Origin of the sequence: Streptomyces natalensis ATCC 27448 (assembly GCF_000935125.1) — a bacterium.
Classification (GTDB): domain Bacteria; phylum Actinomycetota; class Actinomycetes; order Streptomycetales; family Streptomycetaceae; genus Streptomyces; species Streptomyces natalensis.
The window spans coordinates 86337-110057 of sequence record NZ_JRKI01000005.1 but is presented as its reverse complement, the minus strand read 5'-3'; the positions used below and the strand labels follow the sequence as shown (position 1 = coordinate 110057).

Sequence of the window (23721 nt, the reverse complement as noted above, 5' to 3'; positions counted from 1 at the left end):
GCCGTTACGCCTCCGCACCGCCCGCCCGGCTCCCGCAGTCCCCGCCGCCCCTGCCGTCCTCCCCGCCCCCGTCCCCGCCGTCCCGCTCCCGCTGTGTCCCGGCGTCCGCATGCACCGGGAAGCGGCGGGGCGCGAGCGCGAGGAGTGCGAGGAGGGCGAGGACGGCGGCCGCGGCGGCGCCGAGGTAGACGTGGCCGACGGTGGTGGCGACGGCCCGGCGCAGGTAGTCGGCGGCGTCGGCGGTGAGCGAGCCGGCCTTTTGCAGGGCGCGCGAGACGGCGTCGAGGTCGTGCGGCAGGCCGGGCCGGATGGCGGCCGGGGCGTCGGCGAGGCTCGCGCTCAGACCGGCGTTGGCGACCGCGCCGAAGAGGGTCGCGCCCAGGGACTGGCCGACCTGACGGCAGAAGAGTATGGAGGCGGTGGCGGTGCCGCGCTCTCCGTAGCCGACGGAGGACTGGACGCCGAAGATCAGCGGCAGCTGGAACAGGCCGAGGGCCGCGCCGAGCGCCAGCATGAGCAGCGCGGGCTGCCAGGCGGCGCCCGGATACGGCAGCAGGGGGAAGGCGGCCAGGACCAGCGCGGCCACGCCGATGCCCACCAGGGCGCAGTTGCGGATGCCGATGCGGTTGTAGACGTGGCTGCTGAAGGCGGCCGAGACCGGCCAGCTGACGATCATCACGGAGAGCACGAAGCCGGCGGCGGTCGGGCCCAGGCCGAGCACCGCCTGGGCGTAGGTGGGCAGGAAGACGGTGGGGGCGACCATCAGCAGGCCCAGCGCGCCGAGGCCGAGGTTGACCGCGCGGATGGTGGGGCGGCGCCAGACCCAGCCGGGGATGATCGGCTCGGCGGCGCGCCGTTCGATCACCACGGTCGCCGCCGCACACACCGCCGCCCCCGAGAAGAGCAGCAGCGACGGCACCGAGAGCCAGGGCCAGGCGACGCCGCCCTGGACGAGTCCGGTCAGCAGCAGCCCGCCGCAGGCGAAGATGGCGAGCGCACCGGGCCAGTCGACGCGGGGGCGGCTCGTACGGGCCGGGCGCGCCGGCTCGCGGAAGTAGCGGACGATCAGCCACACGGCGAGCGCCCCCACCGGCACAGTGACCAGGAAGATCCACCGCCACCCGGCATACGCGGCGAGCAGTCCGCCCAGCGCGGGCCCGGCGACCGCAGAGCCGGCCCACACCGAGGAGAGCCTGGCCTGGATCTTGGGGCGTTCCTTCATCGGGTAGAGGTCGGCGGCGATGGTCTGGACGGTGCCCTGGAGGGCGCCGCCGCCCAGGCCCTGGAGCACCCGGAAGGCGATCAGGGAGGCCATGTCCCAGGCGCCCGCGCAGGCCAGCGAGCCGGCGACGAAGAGCACGATGCCGGCGATCAGGATGGGTTTGCGGCCGAAGGTGTCGGAGAGCTTGCCGTAGACGGGGAGGGTGACGGTGACGGCCAGCAGATAGCCGGCGAAGAGCCAGGAGAAAACCGCGAAGCCGCCGAGGTCGCCGACGATCTGCGGGACGGCGGTGGCGATGATCGTGGAGTCGAGGGCGGCCAGCGCCATGGCCAGCATCAGGGCGGCGACGACGGGCCCGCGCCGGGGTCCGGGGGCGCCGCCCGTGGCTATGTCCGTATCGTGCTCGTCCCGCCTCGTGATGCCTGCCACCGGGCCCCGCCGCCTCTCCTCCGGTCTTCACCGGGCATTGTGTGTAGCGCACACCCTTCCATGCGGGACCGGTGGGCGGAACGGGGATTCTCGCTCCGTGGACGGCGGGGCCGGTCTGGGGCCTGTCCGATGTGTCGGCGTGGGCCCGCCCATCGGACAGGCCCCAGGGCTCGGGCGGCCGGTTGTCGGTGGGCGGGCGTATCGTGGCAACCCCGGCCCGTTGGGCCCCTTTGCGCCGCAAAGGGAGCGTCGGGCCGCTCGCGTTGCACATACATGCTGTTCGCTGCGCGGGGTTCTCCGGTGATTGCGCACAGCTGCGATCCCGGCGGTCCGCTCGCGCCTCGCCTCCTGGGACGGAAGCCTTTTCATGAGCCTGACTGGTCTGCTCGACGCCGTCGTACGGGACCCGGCGCTCGCCGAAGCGGTGCGGGCCGCGGCCGACGGCCACCGGCCGCATGTGGACCTGGTCGGGCCGCCGGCCGCCCGCCCCTTCGCGGTGGCGGCCCTGGCCCGCGAGGCCGGCCGCCCGGTGCTCGCGGTCACCGCCACCGGGCGCGAGGCCGAGGACCTGGCGGCGGCCCTGCGCTCCCTGCTGCCGCCCGACGGCGTGGTCGAGTACCCGTCGTGGGAGACGCTGCCGCACGAGCGGCTCTCGCCGCGTTCGGACACCGTCGGCCGCCGCCTGGCGGTACTGCGCCGCCTCGCCCACCCGCAGCCGGACGACCCGACCGCCGGCCCCGTCTCGGTGGTCGTCGCGCCGATCCGCTCCGTACTCCAGCCGCAGGTCAAGGGGCTGGGCGACCTGGAGCCGGTGAGTCTGCGCACGGGGCGGTCCGCCGACCTGGAGGAGGTCGTCGACGGGCTGGCGGCGGCCGCGTACGCGCGCGTCGAACTGGTCGAGAAACGCGGCGAGTTCGCGGTCCGCGGCGGCATCCTGGACGTCTTCCCGCCCACCGAGGAGCATCCGCTGCGGGTGGAGTTCTGGGGTGACGACATCGAGGAGATCCGCTACTTCAAGGTCGCCGACCAGCGTTCCCTGGAGGTGGCCGAGCACGGTCTGTGGGCGCCGCCGTGCCGCGAGCTGCTGCTGACCGACGAGGTCCGGCAGCGGGCCGCGGCGCTCGCCGAGGCCCACCCGGAGCTGGGCGAACTCCTCGGCAAGATCGCCGAGGGGATCGCGGTGGAGGGCATGGAGTCCCTCGCCCCGGTGCTGGTCGACGACATGGAGCTGCTGCTGGACGTGCTGCCCGAGGGCTCCATGGCGGTGGTCTGCGACCCCGAGCGGGTCCGTACCCGCGCCGCGGACCTGGTGGCGACCAGCCAGGAGTTCCTCCAGGCAAGCTGGGCGGCCAGCGCGGGCGGCGGAGAGGCGCCGATCGACGTCGGCGCGGCCTCGCTGTGGGGCATCGCGGACGTCCGCGACCGGGCCCGCGAGCTGGGCATGATGTGGTGGTCGGTCAGCCCCTTCGCCGCGGACGAGGCCCTGTCGACCGACGGCGACACCCTCAAGCTGGGCATGCACGCCCCCGAGACCTACCGGGGCGACACCCAGCGCGCCCTGGCCGACACCAAGCAGTGGCTCGCCGACGGCTGGCGCACGGTCTTCCTCACCGAGGCGCACGGCCCCGCCGCCCGTACGGCCGAGGTCCTCGGCGGCGAGGGTATCCCCGCCCGCCTCGACGCCGGCCTGCCCGACATCTCGCCGTCCCTCGTCCACGTCGCCTGCGGCTCGATCGACAACGGCTTCATCGACCCGGCCCTCAAACTGGCCGTCCTGACGGAAACCGACCTCTCCGGCCAGAAGGCGGCCGGCAAGGACGCGGCCCGGATGCCTGCCCGCCGCCGGAAGACGATCGATCCGCTGACCCTCCAGGCCGGCGACTTCATCGTCCACGAGCAGCACGGCGTCGGCCGCTACCTCGAAATGGTGCAGCGCACGGTCCAGGGCGCCACCCGCGAATACCTGCTGGTCGAATACGCCCCCGCCAAACGCGGCCAGCCCGGCGACCGCCTCTACATCCCCACCGACCAGCTGGAGCAGGTCACCAAGTACGTGGGCGGCGAGGCCCCGACCCTGCACCGCCTGGGCGGCTCCGACTGGACCAAGACCAAGGCGCGCGCGAAGAAGGCCGTCAAGGAGATCGCCGCCGATCTGATCAAGCTGTACTCGGCCCGGATGGCGGCCCCCGGCCACACCTTCGGCCCCGACACCCCCTGGCAGCGCGAACTGGAGGACGCCTTCCCCTACGCGGAGACGCCCGACCAGCTCACCACCATCGCCGAGGTCAAGGAGGACATGGAGAAGTCGGTCCCGATGGACCGTCTGATCTGCGGCGACGTCGGCTACGGCAAGACCGAGATCGCGGTCCGCGCCGCCTTCAAGGCCGTCCAGGACGGCAAGCAGGTCGCCGTCCTCGTGCCCACCACCCTCCTCGTCCAGCAGCACTACGGCACCTTCAGCGAGCGCTACGGCCAGTTCCCGGTCAATGTGCGCGCGCTGTCGCGCTTCCAGACCGACACCGAGGCCAAGGCGACGCTGGAGGGCCTGCGCGACGGCTCGGTCGACCTCGTCATCGGCACCCACCGTCTGTTCTCCTCCGAGACCAAGTTCAAGGACCTGGGCCTGGTCATCGTCGACGAGGAGCAGCGCTTCGGCGTCGAGCACAAGGAGCAGCTCAAGAAGCTGCGCGCGAACGTCGACGTCCTGACGATGTCGGCGACCCCCATCCCCCGCACCCTCGAAATGGCGGTGACGGGCATCCGCGAGATGTCCACCATCACCACCCCGCCCGAGGAGCGCCACCCGGTCCTGACCTTCGTCGGCCCCTACGAGCAAAAGCAGATCGGCGCCGCCATCCGCCGTGAACTCCTGCGCGAGGGCCAGGTCTTCTACATCCACAACCGCGTCGAGTCCATCGACCGCGCCGCCGCCCGGCTGCGCGAGATCGTCCCCGAGGCCCGGATCCAGACGGCACACGGTCAGATGGGCGAGTCGCAGCTGGAGCAGGTCGTCGTCGACTTCTGGGAGAAGAAGTTCGACGTCCTGGTCTCCACCACGATCGTGGAATCGGGCATCGACATCTCCAACGCCAACACCCTGATCGTCGAGCGCGGCGACAACTTCGGCCTCTCCCAGCTCCATCAGCTGCGCGGCCGCGTCGGCCGGGGCCGCGACCGCGGCTACGCCTACTTCCTCTACCCGCCCGAGAAGCCGCTGACCGAAACCGCCCACGAGCGGCTGGCGACCATCGCCCAGCACACCGAAATGGGCGCCGGCATGTACGTCGCCATGAAGGACCTGGAGATCCGCGGCGCCGGAAACCTCCTCGGCGGCGAACAGTCCGGCCATATCGCGGGCGTCGGCTTCGACCTGTACGTACGGATGGTGGGCGAGGCGGTCGCCGACTACCGCGCGTCCCTGGACGGCGGCGCGGAGGAGGAGCCCCCGCTCGAAGTCAAGATCGAACTCCCCGTCGACGCGCACGTCCCGCACGACTACGCCCCCGGCGAGCGGCTGCGCCTCCAGGCGTACCGCGCCATCGCCTCGGCGAACTCCGAGGAGGACATCGCCGCCGTCCGCGAGGAGCTGACCGACCGCTACGGCAAGCTGCCCGAGCCGGTCGAGAACCTCCTGCTGGTCGCCGGTCTGCGGATGCTGGCCCGCGCCTGCGGCGTCACCGACATCACCCTCCAGGGCTCCAACATCCGCTTCGGCCCGGTGGAGCTGCGTGAGTCCCAGGAGCTGCGCCTGAAGCGGCTGTATCCCCGGTCGGTCCTCAAGCCGGCCACCGGGCAGGTGCTGGTGCCGCGCCCGGCCACCGGCAAGATCGGCGGCAAGCCGCTGGTGGGGCGGGAACTGCTCGCCTGGGTGGGGGAGTTCCTCACGACGATCCTGGGTTCGTAGGCGGCGTATACGCGCCGGGCCCCTGGGTCAGCCGGGGTCCGGTGCGCGGCCGTACGCCGTCACCGCGCCGACGTACGCCGGAGGACGAGCAGGCCCCCGGAGTCCCCCAGCAGGACGTAGGTGGACCTCGGATGCCGGGCGGCCGCGTCGGCGAGGGCCTGGCGCGGGCTGCGGTCGGTGGGGCGCTGGAGGGCTATGTAGTCGGGGGACAGGCCGCGGGTGTCGCCGCTCCAGAACACCCGGGTACGGCCGGTCAGCCGGGACAGCGGGCGGATGTCGGACTCCACCGTCGCGCCGTCGGGTATCCGCGCCAGCAGCCGCTCCGCGGCGGGCACATCGGGCGGTATGCGGTAGGTGGCGGCCTCGGTCAGGCGGGACAGCGGCAGCGTGGTGGTCAGTGCCAGCGCGCAGGCCAGCGCGGCGGCCGGCAGGTGGTGGGCGTAGGAGCGCAGCCAGGGGCGCGCGGAGACCCGGGCCCGCGGCAGGGCGTCGACCAGGGCGAGGAAGACCACCGGCATCAGAACGGCGTTGTAGTGCCAGTCGATGCCCCAGTAGTGCGGATCGTGCGAGAGGAACCGCCAGCCCAGGGTCGGCGCGGCGGCCAGCAGGAGAGGGGAGCGCAGGGCCAGCAGACCGGTGGTCGGTAGCAGCACCCACAGCGTGGTGTGCACCGCGACATCGAGGGGGATGGCGGGATCCGCGCCGCCGTCGGAGCCGAGCTTGTTCCAGTAGTCGTACGAGCCGGAGCCGTTGAAGGCGGGGATGAGCACGCCGAGGGTGAGCGCGGTGGCGGTGAGGCCGAAGACCACCAGGGCGATGGGCAGCGGACCGGCCCGCCGCGTACGGATCAGCACGATCGCGCCGATGGCCGCGGCGGTGACCCCCAGGTCCTCCTTGACCAGCACCAGCGGCGCGGCCCAGCACACCGCCGCGGTCCAGCGCCCGCGCAGCACCGCTTCCAGGGCGAAGGCGATCAGCGGCAGCGCGAAGGCTATTTCGTGGAAGTCGAAGTCCACGGCCTTCTGCACACCCCAGGACGTGCCGTACGCGATGCCGAGGGCCAGCCCCGGCAGGCGCCCCAGATGGCGGGCGGCGGCACGGGTCACCGGAAGCACCGACACCGCGAACAGCGCGGCCTGCGCCAGCAGCAGGGTCAGCGGCGAGGGGAAGAGGCGGTAGAACGGGGCGAGCACGATCAGCACGGGGCTGAAGTGGTCGCCGAGGATATTGGTGCCCGGTCCCTTGAGATCGGCTATCGGCGCCCCGAAGTGGGCGTAGCCCCGTATCACCTGCTCGAAAATGCCCAGATCCCAGGACGAGTTGGACATCGTACGGAAACGGCCCACCGCCAGCGCGGCGAAGGCGATGAAGAAGAGCGCGGCGGCCCAGTAAGGGTCCAGACGCGGTGCGCGCAGCGGCGCGCTCCCCTCGCGCAGGCGGTGGGCGGCGCGGCGTAGCGGGCCGGGGGCGGGATGCGGGGTGCCGGCGGGCGCGGGGCCGGTGGCGGCCTGGGGCACGGGGCCGCCCGCGCCCGCGGCCGTTGCTGCGGCCGTGTCCATGGGGGTCCTCACTCTCAATTCCCGAAAAGATACTCGAAGCGGCGAACCGGACCGGCCCGGGCGCCCGCCCCCGACTCCACTCTGTGAAGGGAGCGCGGTGATACCCACCGCCCGCCGTGAACCGCCGCCGCCCCGGACCGCTGCCGCCGCCGCCGCGCCGGCCGCTGTGCTCACCCTCACCGGCTGTTCCCCGGACAAAATCACCGGCACGCCTGAGCGGGTCGGACGCCTGGCAGAAGGGCGCGGCCCGCTAGCTGGCGGGACCCCCACGCAGGCACCGGTCCGCTTCTCGGCGAGGTAGGTCCCGTCCGCGGACCGCGTACACAGACCCCGTACACAGGCCCCGTCCGCGAGCCCGGTACACAGACCTGTGCACAGACCCGTGCACAGGCAGTCGGCCCGGAACCGCGCGATGCGGTTCCGGGCCGGCGGCTTTACGGGCGGCGGCTTTACAGGGCCAGCTTCCAGTTCGCGGGGACGAGCATGAGGTCCGGAGTGATCTTGAGCTCGAGTTCCTTGGCGGACGGCGGCGCGTCGAAGACCATCTCCACGCTGGAGGACTCGTTCGGGCTGAGCGTCTTCTCGAAGTCGTGGTGCAGGATGCCGTGCTTGTCGTCGCCGACCTCCTCGGTCTTCTTCCCGTCGGCCTCCGCGTCGGTCGTCATCAGCGGGTTGGTGTAGTCCTTGCCGCCGGTGTTCTTGATCGTGACGGTGACCTTCCACGCCTTGTTGCCGTTGGTGTGGCCGTCGATGAGGGTGTTCGGGTTGACCGTGTACGGGCTCGGCTTCGAAACGGTCACCTGGAGGCCGTTGTTGTACTTCGCGACGGCGCCCGCTTTGAGGTCCTTGACGGAGTTGCTGCTGCCGTTCTGCTTCTTGATCTCGTCGACGGCGGTTTCGGTGGCGCTCTTGACGACCAGCACGGACACGATCACGCCGATGATCGCCAGGACGATGGCCAGGGCGCCCAGGACCGTACCGGTGATCGCCGCACCCTTGTTGGTGGCCTGGCCCTTCTTGGCGCGGCCGGTGCCCACGATGCCGAAGATCAGGGCCAGCAGGCCGAGCGGCCCGGCCAGCCAGAACAGGAACATCGGGAGGCCGCTGAGGAATCCGATGATGCCGAGCACCAGGGCCGCGACACCCAGGCCGTTACGGGCGGCCTGCGGGGCCGGCGCGCCCATCGGGGCCGACTGGTAGTTCATCTGCTGAGACATGGCGGGAGGGGCCCCTTCCGGGCGCTGAATCGAGTTCCGCTGAAGTGCTGGGTCAATAACAACAGAGACTGTGAATCGAGTCAACACGAGTTCACGACATGCGGAGGTTCACGACGTGAAGGGGTCGATCGAGCGGTGCTGGGTATGCTGCTGACACAGTGGTCACACGCATCGGGACGGGAGCCAGCCAGGTGCCGGACATCGCACAGACGGGCAACGCGACGGACACCGCGACGGACGACGCCGCGGCCCTCGGCGACCCCTCCGGGGGGCCCGGTACGGACCGGCCCACCGAGGTGACCGCCGCCGGCATCGCCCGGCTGGCCGGGGTCGGCCGCGCCGCCGTCAGCAACTGGCGTCGCCGGCACGCCGACTTCCCCAAACCCGTCGGCGGCACCGAGACCAGCCCCGCCTTCGCCCTCCGCGACGTCGAACAATGGCTGCGCGACCAGGGCAAACTCGCCGAGGTGCCGCTGCGTGAACGGGTCTGGCAGCAGCTCGTCGGCCATCCGGCCGGCGCCGCGGGCGCGCTCCGTCAGGCCGGCGCCGTCCTCCTCCTCGTACGCGACCGGCCCGCGGCCTGGAAGCAGCTGCGCGGCGCCTCCCAGGACGCCGATCTGACCGGCGTCCTGCCCGCGATGCTCGACTCCGTCCTGGCCGCCCGCCTCGGCGACGGCCACCCCGTCGGCGGACTGACCCGCGAGGCGCTCGCCCCCTCCGCCGCCCTGGTGCGCGCCACCGCCGACCTCGCCGACCTGGACGGCGCCCCCGAGGCGTACGAGTTCCTGCTCGGCCGCCACCTGGACGCCAACCCGCGCCAGTACACCCTCACCCCGCCGGGCCCGGCCGCCCTGATGGCCGAACTCGCCGCCCTGGACGGCCCGTTGGGCTCCGTGCTCGACCCGGCCTGCGGCGTCGGCGGCCTGCTGACCGCCGCCCAGGAGCGCACCGCCGAGCAGCCGGACGCGCCCCCGCCCGCCCTGCACGGCCAGGAGGCCGACCCCGACCTCGCCGCGCTCACCGCCCTCCGCCTCGCGCTGCGCCTGCCCGACGCACAGGTCCGCGTACGGGCCGCCGACACCCTGCGCGCCGACGCCTTCGGGGAACTGGCCGCCGACGCCGTCCTCGTCCACCCGCCGTTCAACGAACGCAACTGGGGCCACGACGAACTGGCCTACGACCCCCGCTGGGAATACGGCTTCCCGGCCCGTACGGAATCCGAACTGGCCTGGGTCCAGCACGCGTTGGCCCGGCTGCGCCCCGGCGGCACCGCCGTCCTCCTCATGCCGCCCGCCGCCGCCTCCCGCCGCTCCGGCCGCCGGATCCGCGCCGATCTGCTGCGCCGCGGCGCCCTGCGCGCCGTCATCGCGCTGCCCGCCGGCGCCGCCCCGCCCAACGGCATCCCGCTGCACCTGTGGGTGCTGCGCAAGCCCGACGGCGCCACCCGGCCCGCCCCCCACCTCCTCGTCGTGGACACCGCCGGCCCGGCCGCCGGCGGCTCGGCCGGCCCTTCCGGCCCCTCCGGCCGCGACAAGCTCGACTGGGGGACCGTCCGCGCCACCGCCGTCGACGCCTGGCAGCTCTTCGTCCGCGACGGCGGCGTCGAGGAACTGCCCGGCGTACGGCGGTCGCTGGCCGCCATCGACCTCCTCGGCGACGACGTCGACCTCGCCCCCGCCCGCCCCCTCCCGCCGCCCGCCGCGGCCGGCGGCCCCGCCGAACTGGCCCGCGTCCGCGACCGGCTGACCGACACCCTGGCCCGCACCACCGAGATCCCCCCCCGCCCCGCCCCCCGGGCCACCGCCGCCGCACCCGCCCGCTGGCCGCTGACCACGCTCGGCGAACTCGCCCGCACCGGCGCCCTGGTCCTCCGCGCCGGCGGCCCCGGCACCGCGGTCCCCGGCGCGCCCGTCGCCGTCCTCACCGACCATGACGTCATCGGCGCCGCCGCCCCCTCCGGCGCCCTCCCGGAAACCTCGCCCGCCACTCCCGCCGAGGAACCGGTCCTCGTCCAGCAGGGCGACGTCGTCGTCCCCGTCCTCGGCGGCGGTGCCATCGCCCGCGTCATCGACGAGGCCACGGCCGGCGCCGCCCTCGGCCGCAACCTCACCCTGCTGCGCCCCGACCCGGCCGCCCTCGACCCCTGGTTCCTCGCCGGCTTCCTGCGCGGCACCGCCAACACCCGCCAGGCCAGCAGCTACGCCTCCACCGCCACCCGCCTCGACGTCCGCCGCCTCCAGCTCCCCCGCCTCCCCCTCGCCGAACAGCGCCGCTACGGCAAGCACTTCCACGATCTGGCCACCTTCGAAGAGGCCCTGCGCCTCGCCTCCCGCCTGGGCGAACAGCTGGTGCAGGGGATGTACGACGGCTTCACGGAGGGGTCGTTGGCGCCGGAGTGAGGGCATCGGCTCCCGGGGCGGCGGCGTGGTGGCTCGTGGGGGCCGCCCGGGAGAGGGGCGGACGGGGCCGCCGGGGCTTCCGGGGCTCCCGGGCCTCCTGATTCCGCACATCCCGGGACGCGGCTCGGCCGTCGTATATACGCTCGCAGGTCTCGGGCGCCACTGGTAGGCGTCGCCGGTACGGGTAACCGGTGCGCGTCACCGACCGCTGAACAGCGACCGCGCCCGCCGTATGCGCGCCCGCGTGCCCGCCCGTACGCGTGCCCGCCGGTCCACTGATCCACCAGGAGCAGCAATGTACGGCCCCGCCCCGAGCGACGAACTCCGCCGGAAGGACCAGCGGTGAACGGCCGGGTCATCGCCGATCGCTACGAGCTGTCCGTCCTGCTCGGCCAGGGCGGTATGGGCCAGGTCTGGATCGGCTACGACCGCCGCCTGGACCGCCGGGTCGGCGTCAAACTGCTGCGCCCGGACCGGGTGGCGGGCACCCCCGACGGCGAGGAGATGCGCCGCCGCTTCGTCCGCGAATGCCGCGTCACCGCCCAGGTCGACCACCCCGGACTGGTCACCGTCCACGACGCGGGCAGCGACGGCGAGGACCTCTTCCTCGTCATGCAGTACGTCGAGGGCGCCGACCTCTCCGACCACCTCGCCGAACACGACCCGTACCCCTGGCAGTGGGCGGCCAGCGCCGCCGCCCAGCTCTGCGCCGTCCTGGCGGCCGTGCACGCCGTGCCGATCGTCCACCGTGACCTCAAACCCCGTAACGTCATGGTCCGCCCCGACGGCACCCTGGTCGTCCTCGACCTGGGCATCGCCTCCGCGCTCGACACCGACACCACCCGCCTCACCCACACCGGATCCCCCCTCGGCAGCCCGGCGTACATGGCCCCCGAACAGGCCATGGGCGGCGCGGTCGGCCCGCACACCGACCTCTACGCCCTGGGGATCCTGCTCCACGAACTCCTCAGCGGCGAGGTCCCGTTCGCCGGTTCCACCGCCCTCGGCATCCTGCACCGCCACCTGTACGAGGACCCGGTCCCGGTACGCCGCCTGCGCCCCGACGTCCCCGAACCCCTCGAAGCCCTCCTCCTGCGCCTGCTGCGCAAGGACCCGGCCGCCCGCCCCGCCGACGCCCAGGAGGTCTACCGGGCCCTGGCCCCCCTCCTCCCCACCTCCGAATCCGGCCCCCACGCCACCGACCACCCACCCACCCCCCTCGCCCCGCTGGACCCCACCCGCCCGTTCCGCCAGCCTCATGCTCCGTGGCCTGTACGAGCCCGGCCGGTGGCCGTCCGCGCGGCATCACCGGCCCTGGCGCCCGCCGCTCCACCGGCCTTGGCGCCCGCCGCCTCCTCGCCGGGGCTTGCACCTCCCACCCCCGCCACCCCTGCCACCACCGGGACCACCCCACCCCCCCCCGACCCCCGAGCCGCCCTCGCCGGTCTCCCCGCAGCAGCCACCCCACCCGTCACTTCCTCCTCCACCTCCACCTCCCCTCCCTCCCTCTCCTCCTCCTCCGAGCCGGACGTCGCCGCCGCCGTCGACGAGGTCAAAGTCCTCCTCGACCAGGGCCGTATCACCCGCGCCGTGGACATCCTCGGCGGCGTCCTCCCGGCCGCCGCGGCCCGCCACGGCCACCACTCCCCGGTGGTCCGCACCCTCCGCAAGCAGTACGCCGCCACCCTCATGGACGACGGCCAATACCGCCGCGCGCTCCCCGAACTCCGTCAACTGGCCGAGGAGTTGGCCAAGGAGACGGGCCCGGCCGCCACCCGCCAGGCCCTCCAGTTCCACTACGAGGCCGCCCAGTGCCTGGAACAACTCGGCGAAGTGACCCAGGCCCTGGAGGAATACCGCGCCCTCCTCCCCTACTTCGAGCGCTACCCCGACGCCCCCACCCGCCCCCTCGAAATCCGCCGCTCCATAGGCCACTTGCTCCTCGCCCAGGGCGACCACACCGCCGCCCAGGACTCCCTCACCCGCCTCCTCTACGACGCGGAGCGGCTGCACGGCCCGCACCATGCGTTTCCGGGGGAGGTGCGGCGGATGCTGCACTGGCTGGGACAGGTGCGGGGCTGAGGGGACGGGTGACGCCATGCCCGCCTTGGGCCGCAGGCGTACCGACGGACCGCCCCCGCCGAAGGGAAACGGGCCGCCGCGCTGCACCTGTCAGGCCGCCGTGAGCCGTGCTGCTTCCCGGGTGCTGGTGGTCCCGCCCGGTGGGGATGTGCCGGCCTGGCAGGCTGAGCCCGCTGCCCTGCGCCCGGCCACCGACGCCGAGATCGAGGCCGCTCTGTGAGCACCACGCAGCGGCCGCGGGCAGGAGACGACCGTCCCCGTCGTCGGGGGTGCGGCGCCCGTGGGGCGCTCTGCCAGTGGGCGTACGGGAAACCCTCCGCGCACCAGATCGTTGGCCGAAGCAGTGGCCCAGACCACGTCGACTGCTTAGCATCGACCTCGATCAAGCAAGGTCGTCACTCCGTCGCACGATCTGCCGGGAGGCCAAGTGTTCCGCCGTAGGACAGCGCTCTCCGTATCCGCCACCGCAGCCCTGCTCGCCGCGACCCCGATACTGGCCGCCTGTGGCAGCGGGGCGCACCCCGGGGCCGCGGCCGTTGTGGACGGGAAGCGGATCTCCGTCGCGCAGTTGCAGGCGAAGGTCAAGGACGTGCGGGAGGCGCAGGGCAGGGCTCCGCAGGGTGAGCAGCTGATCATGAACACCGGACGGCTGAGTCTGGCCACCCTCAACGGGATGATCTTCGATCAGGTGCTGGCCCGGAGCGCGAAGGACGCCGGGGTCACGGTCACCCGCAACGACATCCAGAAGTGGCGCACGGCGGCCGAGACGCGGGCCGGGGGTGCGGAGCGGCTGAAGGCGATGTGGTTGCAGCAGGGGATCGCGCCGGACGAGATCGATGCCATGGTGCGCAATCAGCTGCTGCTGGACGGGCTCGCCAAGCACCTCGGGGCCGACCGCGGCCAGCCGGACGGGCAGCGGCAGCTGGCGCAGGCGCTGGCCAAGACGTCGCGGTCGATGGGGATCGACGTCAATCCGCGGTTCGGGAAGTGGGACGACCGGCAGGTCATCCTGGGGGAGACCAAGGAGCCGTGGATCACGACCGGGGGCGCCAAGCAGCGGGTGTGAGCGGCAGCGGCCCCCCGCAGCGGCAGCGACGGTCGGCCGGGGCCGGCCGGGCGTTGTCGCCGGGCGGGCCGGGCGTTGTCAGTGGGGTGGGTTACGTTCGATGCGTGAACGCTGACGCCTCTGCCACCGACACCGGCGCCGGTGCCCGCCCCGAGGGCGGCGGCACCGGACGCCTGGTCCTGCTCACCACCAGCCACCGGGTCGCCCCCGGGCTGCTGTCCTGGCCCGCGTGGCAGGTCCTGCGCGCGGCGGACCGGGTGCTGTGCGCCGATGCGGAGCATCCGCAGCTGCCGTATCTGGCCGAGGCCGGTATCGAGGTGGAGATCGCCGCTCCCTCCGCCCGTGAGCTGGTCGATTACTGCGTCCCCGTAGCCTCGACGGCACCGGAGGTACCCCCCTCCGATGCCCGTACGGCCGTCGTCCTGACCTCCGCCGACGGGGAGAGCGCGCTGACCGACGGGCTGGCCCGGCTGGCCGGCTCCGGTCGCGAGACCATGCCTGACCTGGAGCTGCTCCCCGGTTCGTACGACCTGCCCGGCGCCCGGCTGCTCGATCTCGTCCAGGTGATGGACCAGATCCGCGCCGAGTGCCCCTGGAGCAGCATCCGTACGCACGAGGACCTCGCCAAGTACGGCCTGGAGGAGGCGTACGAGATGGTCGAGGCGATCGAGGCGGGCGACCGGGAGGAGCTGCGCGAGGAGCTGGGGGATGTGCTCCTCCAGGTCGTCTTCCACGCCCGGATCGCGCAGGACGATCCGGAGGAGCCGTTCTCGATCGACGATGTGGCGGGGACGATCGTCGAGAAGCTGCTCCACCGGCATCCGCACATCTTCGGGGAGGCCGACGCCGAGACCCCCGAGGACGTCAAGGCCCACTGGCTGCGGACCAAGGCCGAGGAGAAGCGACGGGGCTCGGTGACCGAGGGCGTGCCGCTCGGCCAGCCCGGCCTGGCGCTGGCGGCCAAGCTGGCGTCGCGGGCGCGGACGGCCGGGCTGGAGGTGCCGCTGCCGTCGGGGGAGGGCATCGGTTACGAGCTGCTGGCGCTGGCCGTACGGGCCGAGAAGGACGGGGTCGACCCGGAGGCGGCGCTGCGGGCGGCGGCTCGGGCGTATCGGGATGCGGTGCTGGCCGCCGAGAGGCGGTAGGCCGGGGTGGTCGAGGTGCACCCCGGCCGGTATGCGGGCTACAGCAGGTGGTCTGCCTTGCCTGCTTTTACGTCTCGGATGAGGGTGCGGAGGGCTTCTATGGAGTCGGTGAGGGGGCGGTCTTCTTCGCCGTTGAGGGCGATGTAGGCGTTGCCTTCGGCGTCGGTTCCTATGCGGAAGCAGTTGTTGCCCTCGCCGCAGAAGGGGGCTTCCCACGTGATGTCAGGCATTCGGTCTCCTAGAGTTGGCGCGTGATGGCGTGAATGAATTCTCGCGATTTCTCGGGAGCCAGGGCGTTCTCCGCCATCCAGTCGAGATGTGCTCGGTACTTGGCAAGTTGAGCCTCGGCGTGGGTGAACTCCGGCCCGTGTGCCGAGTCCAGTTGGACCGTGTCGAGCCGAGGGACGACGCCTTCCGCGTAGAGCAGCGCGTGGCCTGCCCCAGGGAAGGCTCCACAGTCAACGGGGATGACCCGCACCGTGATGTGCTTGCGTTCTGACTGAGCGCAGAGGTGGTCGAGCTGTGCTTGGGTGACCTTGCGGCCCCCGAACTGCATGCGCAGCGCCGCTTCATGGACGTACCCCACGTACGGCCGGGCGATCTCCTTGTCGAGGACGCGTTGCCGCCCGATCCTGTGGTTCACGCGAAGCTCGACTTCCAGGCGTGACAGCGGCGGGAGAACCGCGCCGAACACCGCCCGCGCATAGTCTTCGGTCTGCAACAGGCCGGGCACATGCGCAGTCTGGACCGTGAGTAGACGCTTCGAGTGCCATTCCAACTCGGCGATGTCGAGCAGACCTTGCGAAAGGGTGCCGCGGTACTCCTCCCACCAGCCGCGTTGCCTGTCGCCCGCCATCGCGACCAAGGCGTCGATGTAGGCGGTGTCGGAGCATGCGTAGTTGCTTGTCAGCGTCTGCACTCGCTCGGGGCTGATGGTCCGAGTGCCGGACTCCATGTTCGAAATTCTGGTGCGGTCCATGCCGAGCAGGCCAGCCGCGCAGTCGGTGCTGACCTCTGCGGCGAGCCGGAGTTTGCGCAGTTCCGCCCCGAGGCGTTTCTGACGCTCAGTAGGGGTGCGTCGAGTCGGCATGGCGTCCCTTCTTGCTGGGTCGCCTCAGTCTGCCTCGATGACTTGGCCTTGGTCCAACTCGTAGGGGGTAATTGCACCCTGATTGCATGGCATTTTGCACGGGAGGGCGCTAGCTTGAAGTAACGCGCAAGCAACACACCGCAACCGCCGGAAGCGCACCGCGCGAGCATGCCCGCCTGCCCTGGGGTGGGTGTGCCCGCGGCCAGGGAGGCAGGCCACCGGCGCGTACCGCGCCGTGCGCATCCCGTGAATCCCTGCGCCAAAAGGGAGTTGAGAGCATGACCAGTCTCATCGGCCGTACCTGCACCCGCCTCCGCGTCCTCTTCGCGCCGCGCGGCCGTCACCGGGCCAAACCGTCGGCTCATCCGCCCCGCCCCCTCCATGCGGCTCACCGGGCCCCGTCGCCTCTCGCTGTGGCCAAGTCGCCCCGCCGTCGCCCCGGCCCGTACGCCGCCGACATCCCCCTCGATGGGCTGGCGACCCCCCTGGTCCGTCCCTACCTCCTCACCCGCGACGAGTGGCGGGCGCGGTGTCTGCGGGGACTGGGGGTGGCGCGGTGAACCGCGACGAGCCGGGGATGCGGCTGCTGCCCCGGACCCGCGTGGACGGTCGGCCCTCGTACGTCTCGACGGACGGGGCCGGGCCGGTGTCTCGGTTGGCCGACCGGATCGAATCCATGCAACTCGGGTTTGCGGGACGACTGTTGGGGCACGCCCGGGGTGCGCTGGCGGAGGCCGGGCCAGGAGTGCGGTCGGAATTTGCTCTGCTGGCAGCGCAGTTGGCGGATGCGTTGGACGATGCCTTGCTCCTCGCCGAGAGTCGGCGGGTTCGTCTCGCGCCTGACGACGAGGAGCGGGAGGAAGAGGAGGAAGAGGAAGAGGAAGAGGAGGGGGAGGGGGAGCGGGGCGAGGACTTCGGCGTTGCGGAGGCGTCCGGCGTGTTGTCCGTGCCCGGTGACGACCTCGCCTCCGGGGGCGTCGCGCGGCGGTTCGTGCGGGACATGGCGCGGGCGTGGGGGTTGCCCGCGGAGGGGGCGGAGGCATTGGAGGCGGTCGCGGGGGAGCTGGTGGCCAATGCACTGGAGCACACCGTGAGCCGGTTCATCGTCGTGGAGTTGACGCGGTCCGACCATGACCGGACGGCTGGGGTCAGGGTGACGGATGAGGGTCGGAACGGGCCGTCCGTCCGGGAGAAGCCGGTGCCTGACGAGGAGTGCGGGCGCGGGTTGTTGATCGTTGAGGCGCTGACGAAGCGGTGGGGGTGGCTGCGGACGGGCAAGGGGTACACCGTCTGGGGCGAGGTCACTTCCTGGTGATCGGGTTACCGGCCGCCACCGGGGCCGCCGCAGGTGCCCCCTCCGCGCCTCCGTCGGCCGACAGGCGCCCGGTGCGTATCCACACCCGCTCGCCGATCCACACCACCACGACGGCCCCCGCCAGCCCGGCGCCCAGGACGCACACTGCGTCCCACCCACCGGCGACCCACACCACCGACGTCAGTGCCGAGCCCACGGCGCCGCCCGCGAAGTAGCTGGTCATGTAGGCGGAGTTGAGGCGGTTACGGGCCTCCGGGCGGACCGCGTAGACCGCGTGCTGGTTGCTGATGTGCAGCCCCTGGACGGCCAGGTCCAGGACGATCACCCCCGCCAGCAGCGCGGCCAGGGACCAGCCGCCGCCCGAGCCGCCCGCCGCCAGCAGCCCCCAGGACCCCAGCAGCAGGAACGCCGAGACGCCCGTGACCCGGTGCACCAGCCCCCGGTCCGCCATCCGGCCCGCCACCGACGCCGACAGCGAACCGGCCGCGCCGACCAGACCCAGCAGCCCGATGGCCGACTCCTGCCACCCGTAGGCCGGGCCGGACATCAAGAACGCCACGGCGGTCCACAGGGTGGAGAAGCCCGCGAAGGCCAGGGCGCCGAGTGCCGCCCGCCACCGCAGGACCGGCTCCGCCACGAAGAGTGCGAGCGTGGAGCGCAGCAGCGCCGGGTAGCGGAGCCCGGCCGGGGTGCGCAGGGCGGGGAGGCGGAGCCGCAGCAGGACGGCCATCACGAGCATCAGGGCGGCGTTGACCCAGTAGATGGTGCGCCAGCCGCTCAGTTCGGCGAGCAGCCCGGCGGCTGTACGGGCCAGCAGGATGCCCAGGAGGAGGCCGGTCATGACGGTGCCGACGGTGCGGCCGCGTTCGGCGGGGGCGGACAGGGTGGCGGCGAACGGGACGACGACCTGAGCGGCGCACGAGGTCAGACCGGTCAGTGCGGTGCCGGTGAGCAGCATGGCGGCGTTCGGGGCGCTCGCCGTCACGGTCAGGAAGACGGCGGTCAGCGTGCAGAGCGTGACGGCGAGCCGGCGGCGTTCCAGCAGGTCGCCGAGGGGGACGAGCAGCAGCAGGCCGAGGCCGTAGCCGGTCTGGGCGACGGTCACCACCAGGGCGGCGGTGGACGCGGACAGATGGAGGTCGCGGCCGATGAGGTCCAGCAGCGGCTGGGCGAAGTAGTTGCCGGCGACCGAGAGTCCGGTGGCGACGGACATGAGGAGGAGCGTGCCGCGGCCCAGCCGGGAGGCGGCGCGTGCCGGGTCCTCGGCGACCGGTTGCCGGGCCTCCGGTGTCTGCCGTGTCGGTGTGCGTGCCATGCCAGGGCCTCCCCGTCGTGCGCCCGTGGCCACCGTGGCGGCGGGCAGTCCCAGCCTGGACCCGGATCGATTGATGAGTCCAACGCATAGTTTTCATCAGATCGATCGTGAAGAGAGATGGACGGCACTATCGTCGGTCGGCATGGAGCTTCAGCAGATGCGTTATGTGGTCGCGGTGGCCGAAACCGGCGGCTTCACCCGGGCCGCCGAGCGCTGCCATGTCGTGCAGTCCGCGCTGAGCCATCAGATCGCCCGGCTGGAGAAGGAACTCGGCGCCCGGCTCTTCGACCGGACCAGCCGCAGCGTCCGCCTGACCGTCGCGGGGGAGGCGTTCGTGCCGGTCGCCCGGCAGGCGTTGCAGGCGGCCGAGCGGGCGCGGGCGGAGGTGGAGGCGGCGACCGGCGAGGTGCGCGGGCGGCTGGCGGTGGGGGCGATTTCGGCGGTGACGGCCGTCGATCTCGCCCATGAGCTGGGCGTTTTCCGGGCCCACTACCCCGAGGTGCGGATCGGCCTCCAGATGGAGATGAGCGATGCGCTGATCGGGAAGGTGCGCGAGGGGTCGCTGGATGTCGCCTTCGTGGGGCTGGTGCCCGGCGCCCGTACGACCGGTGTGCGGGAGAAGGTGCTGGCGCGGGGCGAACTGGTCGGGGTGGTGGCGCCGGACCATCCGCTGGCCGGGCAGGAGTGGACCTCGCTGTCGCGGCTGGCGCGCGAGGTCTTCGTCGATTTCGCGGCGGGATCGGCGGCCCGTCGGCAGCGCGATGAGGCGTTCCGGGCGGCGGGGCTGACGTCGGAGGTGGCGTTCGAGGTGACGACCACGGAGTTTCTGGCGAACCTGGTGCGGGCGGGGCTGGGGGTCGGGATGGTTCCGGAGGCGCTCGCCTCAAAGCTGCCGGGGCTGAGCATGGTGCGGGTGCGGCCCGCGCCGGAACGTACCGAGCGGGTGGTGTGGAGCGCACTGGGGCCGTCGCCGGCGGCCGCGGCGTTCCTGGAAGGGCTGGGGGTGGATCCGGGGTAGCCGGGGGAGGACGGGCCGGGCCCGAGGGATTTCCGGGGCGGCGTACGTGCAGTGCGCACGGGTTACCGTCGGGATGTGCCCGACACGCCAGACGCCACCGCCCCCGTCCCCCCTGCCACCGGCTGCCCCGTCGGCCGCCCCGACCTCTTCACCTGGGAGTTCGCCGCCGATCCGTACCCCGCGTACGCCTGGCTGCGCGAGCATGCGCCGGTGCACCGGACCGCGCTGCCCAGTGGTGTGGAGGCGTGGCTGGTGACCCGTTACGGGGACGCGCGCCAGGCGCTCGCCGACGCCCGGCTCTCCAAGAACCCGGTGCACCACAGCGAGGCGGCCCACGGCAAGGGCAAGGTCGGCATCCCCGGCGAGCGCAGCGCCAACCTCATGACGCATCTGCTCAATATCGACCCGCCCGACCACACCCGGCTGCGCCGTCTGGTCTCCAAGGCGTTCACCCCGCGCCGGGTCGCGGCCTTCGCCCCGCGTGTCCAGGAGCTGACCGACCGCCTCATCGACTCCTTCGCGGCGAAGGGCGAGGCCGATCTGATCCACGAGTTCGCGTTCCCGCTGCCCATCTACGCGATCTGCGATCTGCTCGGCGTACCGCCCGAGGACCAGGACGACTTCCGGGACTGGGCGGGGATGATGATCCGGCACGGCGGTGGGCCGCGGGGCGGAGTCGCCCGGTCCGTGAAGAAGATGCGCGGCTATCTCGCCGAGCTGATCCACCGTAAGCGCGAAACCCTGGGGGCCACCCCCGCCCCGGACGAGGACCTGATCTCCGGGCTGATCCGCGCCTCGGACCACGGCGAGCACCTCACCGAGAACGAGGTCGCCGCGATGGCCTTCATCCTCCTGTTCGCCGGTTTTGAGACGACCGTGAACTTGATCGGTAACGGCGTGTACCAGCTGCTGCGGCACCCCGCCCAGCGCGAGCTGCTCCAGAAGTCGATCGAGGCGGACGACGGGGACCTGCTCGCCACCGGCATCGAGGAACTGCTGCGCTACGACGGCCCGGTCGAGCTGGCGACCTGGCGGTTCGCGACCGAAGACCTGACGCTGGGCGGGCAGCGGATCGCCGAGGGGGACCCGGTCCTGGTGGTGCTGGCCGCCGCCGACCGCGATCCGGCACGCTTCGCCGATCCGGACGTCCTGGACCTCACCCGCCGTGACAACCAGCACCTCGGCTACGGGCACGGCATCCACTACTGCCTGGGCGCCCCGCTCGCCCGGCTGGAGGGCCAGACCGCCCTCGCGACGCTGCTGACCCGGCTTCCGGACATCCGACTTGCCGCGGAAGTGGCCGATTTGCGCTGGCGCGGTGGGCTCATCATGCGCGGACTGCGGTCCCTGCCGGTGCAGTTCACTCCGGAAGAATCGGCGGCGGACCCGGCACAGCGGCTCTGACCAGCGAGGGAACGCAGGGTGACGGGCAGTCGGAAGCGTGACCTCCGCGTGATCTCGGCTACACCGACTTGTGACTACCAGTGACTCGGGCTACGTTTCGACCCACGATTCGCCCACCGGTTCGAGTTGCGCGGCCCGACCGCGCCGCCCGGCGGGCGTCTCGGACAACTCAACCGCTGGTCGAAAGGCAACCGCATGCGCTCCGGGAACGGCCGACACCGTCGCCCCCGTCAGGCACCGGCCCTCATAGTCGCGGCGGGCGTGACCGCGTCCGGCATGGCTCTGCCACTGTTCGCCGCGAGCGGCGCCCAGGCCGCCGACGCCACGACCTGGGACAAGGTCGCCCAGTGCGAGTCCGGCGGGATGTGGAGCGCGAACTCCGGCAACGGCTTCTACGGCGGGCTCCAGCTGACCCAGGAGATGTGGGACCAGCACGGCGGCAGCGCGTACGCCGAGCGCCCGGACCTCGCCAGCCGCGCCGAGCAGATAGCCGTCGCCGAGTCCCTCCTGCACGACCGCGGCCCGGACACCTGGCCGAGCTGTGCGGTCCACGCCGGACTGACCAAGGGCGGGCACGCCCCGGACGTCGACCCGGGCAGCACCCCCACCCCGCGGCCGGAGCCGACGGGGCGCGGCGACTCGGCGGATCCGTCCGGCCCGTCCGACGGTGACACCGACGGCCCGTCCGCCGATCCGTCCGACGGCGCCACCGGCGACCAGTCCGGCGACCCCTCCCACGACTCTTCGGGCGATGCCTCCGACGGGCCGTCCGACGGCTCGTCCGCAGACCCGTCCGCAGACCCGTCCGACGGCTCGTCCGCAGACCCGTCCGCAGACCCGTCCGGCGACCCGTCCGCAGACCCCTCGGGCGACCAGACGGCCGATCCCTCGGGTGACCCCTCCGACGACGCTTCCGATGGGGCGACGCCGTCCCCCTCGGCCCCCGGCACCTCGGACCCGTCCCGCCCGGCCGGCGACGGCAGCCGTACGGACGGACCCGACAGCCCCGAGCCCACCCCCGCCAAGGGCAGGCACCGCCGCGAGACGGACCCGGGCCAGGACGGCAAGGGCGAGGACGGCACCGGCCGCCCGGGCCGCCACGCCTCCCGCGGCGGCGACGCGCACCGTACGGGCCCCGGTGGGGGTCGCCGTACGGATCCCTCCGCGCCCGCCGACGGCTACACCGTCCGGCCCGGTGACACCCTGTCAGGCATCGCCGAGGCCCACGATCTGCCCGGCGGCTGGCCCGCGCTCTACGACCGCAACGAGAAGGCCGTCGGGGCCGATCCGGACCTGATTCGCCCAGGTCAGCTGCTCGATCTCGGGCACAAGGAAGGGTAGTTACCAGGGGTTCGCCCCATTTGGCGAAAGTGAGACAAGCGTCTCGTTCCGGGGTGCGGTGTCCGGCTCGTCCGTCGGATTCCGCATCGCCCCCGCACCGCGGCCGACCTGCGGAAACAAAAGCTCCACATGATCAAAAACGGTCAACTTGGTTCAGATGATGGGGTTTGAACGCCAACGCGGTTATTGCTTACGGTCGGGACCGCTCGCCAAAGCGAGCCCTTTGATCACTCGCCGAATCCTGCCGGTGGTCGGAGGCACATGACGCGCAAGCGCCGTAGGCAGGAGCGGGGGACCCAAGGTAAGTGCCGGCCCCACCCGTGAAAGCGGGTCAACCGGCTTGGGGTGAAGCCGCGTGTGCGCAGTAGCGCGCACCGGCCGGGCCACTCACAGCCCGAACCCGACAGCTCACCTCGTAGGCGTCGGTGAGGAAACGAACATGCTGAACAAGGGCAAGCACCGTCGTCCGTCCAAGGCCGTCCGCATCGCCACCCTCGCCGGTGTCGCCGGTGCCGCCGTCGCCGTCCCGATGATGGGCGCCACCTCCGCCAGCGCCGCCTCCGTCGCCACCTGGGACAAGGTCGCCCAGTGCGAGTCCGGCGGCAACTGGTCGATCAACACCGGCAACGGCTACTACGGCGGCCTCCAGTTCTCGAACTCCAGCTGGGCCGCCGCCGGTGGCACCCAGTACGCGGCCCGCGCCGACCTGGCCACCAAGGACCAGCAGATAGCCGCCGCCGAGAAGCTCCTCGCCATCCAGGGCCCGGGCGCCTGGTCCTGCGCCGGTGCCGGCAACCTGACCGCCGGCGGTCCGTCCCCCGACCTGAGCACCTCCGCCAAGGCCGAGGTGAAGAAGGCCCCCGCGCCGGCCCCCAAGCACACCGCCAAGCCGGCCCCGAAGCAGGCACAGCCGGCTCCGAAGCCGTCGCACGGCACCGGCACCTACACCGTCAAGGCGGGCGACACCCTCGCCAAGATCGCCAAGGCGCACGGCACCAACTGGAAGGCCGTCTACGCGCACAACAAGTCCGTCATCGGCGGCAACCCGAACCTGATCTTCCCGGGCCAGCAGCTCAGCATCTGAGCCGTCCCCTCGCAGGGACCCCGGGACACCGGGACACACCGGGAAACCGGGACACCGGACGGCCCCGCCCGGCGCGCACTCCCCCCAGCGCGCCGCGGCGGGGCGTTTCCGTACGCTCCGCGGCCCGCCCC

General features: G+C 72.6%; 17 protein-coding genes and 1 riboswitch. Of the genes, 11 read left to right on the top strand and 6 right to left on the bottom strand.

What is annotated here, in order from left to right; genetic code table 11:
- Positions 1-4: 4 nt before the first annotated feature.
- Positions 5-1642 carry an MFS transporter gene (locus SNA_RS04255; RefSeq protein WP_044363345.1) on the bottom strand — a complete coding sequence of 546 codons (1638 nt, stop codon included), beginning with the start codon at positions 1640-1642 and terminating at the stop codon, positions 5-7.
- A 376-nt stretch (positions 1643-2018) separates the two neighbouring features.
- On the opposite strand from SNA_RS04255, the gene mfd reads away from it, so the two are divergent.
- Entirely contained in the window at positions 2019-5555 is a 3537-nt protein-coding gene (mfd, locus tag SNA_RS04250) for a transcription-repair coupling factor (RefSeq protein WP_044363301.1), read from the top strand.
- Between the two features lie 59 nt (positions 5556-5614).
- On the opposite strand, the gene SNA_RS04245 is transcribed toward mfd, so the two are convergent.
- Together SNA_RS04245 and SNA_RS04240 are read right to left on the bottom strand one after the other, a co-directional pair.
- Complete coding sequence (locus SNA_RS04245) at positions 5615-7114, bottom strand: DUF2079 domain-containing protein (RefSeq protein WP_044363298.1); 1500 nt, start codon at positions 7112-7114, stop codon at positions 5615-5617.
- A 449-nt stretch (positions 7115-7563) separates the two neighbouring features.
- Complete coding sequence (locus tag SNA_RS04240; RefSeq protein ID WP_030066894.1) at positions 7564-8331, bottom strand: DUF4190 domain-containing protein; 768 nt, start codon at positions 8329-8331, stop codon at positions 7564-7566.
- Positions 8332-8627: 296 nt separating this feature from the next.
- Here SNA_RS04240 and SNA_RS04235 point away from each other — a divergent pair, with 296 nt between their 5' ends.
- The 4 genes from SNA_RS04235 (at position 8628) to SNA_RS04220 (ending at position 15023) form a co-directional block, all read left to right on the top strand.
- Positions 8628-10730: an N-6 DNA methylase gene (locus SNA_RS04235; protein ID WP_044363342.1), complete on the top strand. Its 2103-nt coding sequence runs from the start codon at positions 8628-8630 to the stop codon at positions 10728-10730.
- Between the two features lie 342 nt (positions 10731-11072).
- Complete coding sequence (locus SNA_RS04230; protein ID WP_044363294.1) at positions 11073-12812, top strand: serine/threonine-protein kinase; 1740 nt, start codon at positions 11073-11075, stop codon at positions 12810-12812.
- A gap of 427 nt (positions 12813-13239) precedes the next feature.
- Complete coding sequence (locus tag SNA_RS04225; protein WP_030072669.1) at positions 13240-13878, top strand: SurA N-terminal domain-containing protein; 639 nt, start codon at positions 13240-13242, stop codon at positions 13876-13878.
- Between the two features lie 104 nt (positions 13879-13982).
- Positions 13983-15023, top strand: coding sequence for a nucleoside triphosphate pyrophosphohydrolase (locus SNA_RS04220; protein ID WP_030072668.1), 1041 nt, complete (start codon positions 13983-13985; stop codon positions 15021-15023).
- A 38-nt stretch (positions 15024-15061) separates the two neighbouring features.
- Here the strand turns inward: SNA_RS04220 and SNA_RS04215 are convergent, their stop codons facing one another.
- Positions 15062-15253, bottom strand: a complete 192-nt coding sequence (locus tag SNA_RS04215) for a hypothetical protein (RefSeq protein ID WP_030072666.1) — start codon at positions 15251-15253, stop codon at positions 15062-15064.
- 8 nt (positions 15254-15261) lie between these two features.
- Positions 15262-16113 carry a helix-turn-helix domain-containing protein gene (locus SNA_RS04210; protein ID WP_030072664.1) on the bottom strand — a complete coding sequence of 284 codons (852 nt, stop codon included), beginning with the start codon at positions 16111-16113 and terminating at the stop codon, positions 15262-15264.
- A 278-nt stretch (positions 16114-16391) separates the two neighbouring features.
- On the opposite strand from SNA_RS04210, the gene SNA_RS42090 reads away from it, so the two are divergent.
- Positions 16392-16673 (top strand): hypothetical protein, encoded by a 282-nt coding sequence (locus SNA_RS42090; RefSeq protein ID WP_030072662.1) that lies wholly within the window; start codon positions 16392-16394, stop codon positions 16671-16673.
- A 95-nt stretch (positions 16674-16768) separates the two neighbouring features.
- Positions 16769-17428 (top strand): ATP-binding protein, encoded by a 660-nt coding sequence (locus SNA_RS38800; protein ID WP_157879860.1) that lies wholly within the window; start codon positions 16769-16771, stop codon positions 17426-17428.
- Here the strand turns inward: SNA_RS38800 and SNA_RS04195 are convergent.
- Entirely contained in the window at positions 17415-18641 is a 1227-nt protein-coding gene (locus SNA_RS04195) for an MFS transporter (protein WP_241779540.1), read from the bottom strand. The two genes, SNA_RS38800 and SNA_RS04195, sit on opposite strands and share 14 nt — an antisense overlap.
- Positions 18642-18885: 244 nt before the next feature.
- Between SNA_RS04195 and SNA_RS04190 the strand changes: the two genes are divergently transcribed.
- From SNA_RS04190 to SNA_RS04175, 4 genes are all read left to right on the top strand, one after another.
- The gene (locus tag SNA_RS04190) at positions 18886-19761 is read left to right on the top strand and encodes a LysR family transcriptional regulator (protein WP_030072659.1); all 876 of its coding nucleotides are present in this window, start codon (positions 18886-18888) and stop codon (positions 19759-19761) included.
- A 75-nt stretch (positions 19762-19836) separates the two neighbouring features.
- Entirely contained in the window at positions 19837-21165 is a 1329-nt protein-coding gene (locus SNA_RS04185; RefSeq protein WP_044363291.1) for a cytochrome P450 family protein, read from the top strand.
- Positions 21166-21441: 276 nt separating this feature from the next.
- Complete coding sequence (locus tag SNA_RS04180; RefSeq protein WP_338059797.1) at positions 21442-22506, top strand: transglycosylase family protein; 1065 nt, start codon at positions 21442-21444, stop codon at positions 22504-22506.
- Between the two features lie 263 nt (positions 22507-22769).
- A riboswitch (cyclic di-AMP (ydaO/yuaA leader) is annotated at positions 22770-22943 on the top strand.
- Between the two features lie 2 nt (positions 22944-22945).
- Positions 22946-23590, top strand: a complete 645-nt coding sequence (locus SNA_RS04175) for a transglycosylase family protein (RefSeq protein ID WP_044363287.1) — start codon at positions 22946-22948, stop codon at positions 23588-23590.
- Positions 23591-23721: the final 131 nt, after the last annotated feature.

Coding starts and splice junctions, on each gene's coding strand:
- mfd (WP_044363301.1), top strand. CDS start 2,019: ATGAGCCTGACTGGTCTGCTCGACGCCGTCGTACGGGACCCGGCGCTC.
- SNA_RS04245 (WP_044363298.1), bottom strand. CDS start 7,114: ATGGACACGGCCGCAGCAACGGCCGCGGGCGCGGGCGGCCCCGTGCCC.
- SNA_RS04240 (WP_030066894.1), bottom strand. CDS start 8,331: ATGTCTCAGCAGATGAACTACCAGTCGGCCCCGATGGGCGCGCCGGCC.
- SNA_RS04215 (WP_030072666.1), bottom strand. CDS start 15,253: ATGCCTGACATCACGTGGGAAGCCCCCTTCTGCGGCGAGGGCAACAAC.
- SNA_RS04210 (WP_030072664.1), bottom strand. CDS start 16,113: ATGCCGACTCGACGCACCCCTACTGAGCGTCAGAAACGCCTCGGGGCG.
- SNA_RS42090 (WP_030072662.1), top strand. CDS start 16,392: ATGACCAGTCTCATCGGCCGTACCTGCACCCGCCTCCGCGTCCTCTTC.
- SNA_RS04195 (WP_241779540.1), bottom strand. CDS start 18,641: ATGTCCGTCGCCACCGGACTCTCGGTCGCCGGCAACTACTTCGCCCAG.
- SNA_RS04190 (WP_030072659.1), top strand. CDS start 18,886: ATGGAGCTTCAGCAGATGCGTTATGTGGTCGCGGTGGCCGAAACCGGC.
- SNA_RS04180 (WP_338059797.1), top strand. CDS start 21,442: ATGGCTCTGCCACTGTTCGCCGCGAGCGGCGCCCAGGCCGCCGACGCC.
- SNA_RS04175 (WP_044363287.1), top strand. CDS start 22,946: ATGCTGAACAAGGGCAAGCACCGTCGTCCGTCCAAGGCCGTCCGCATC.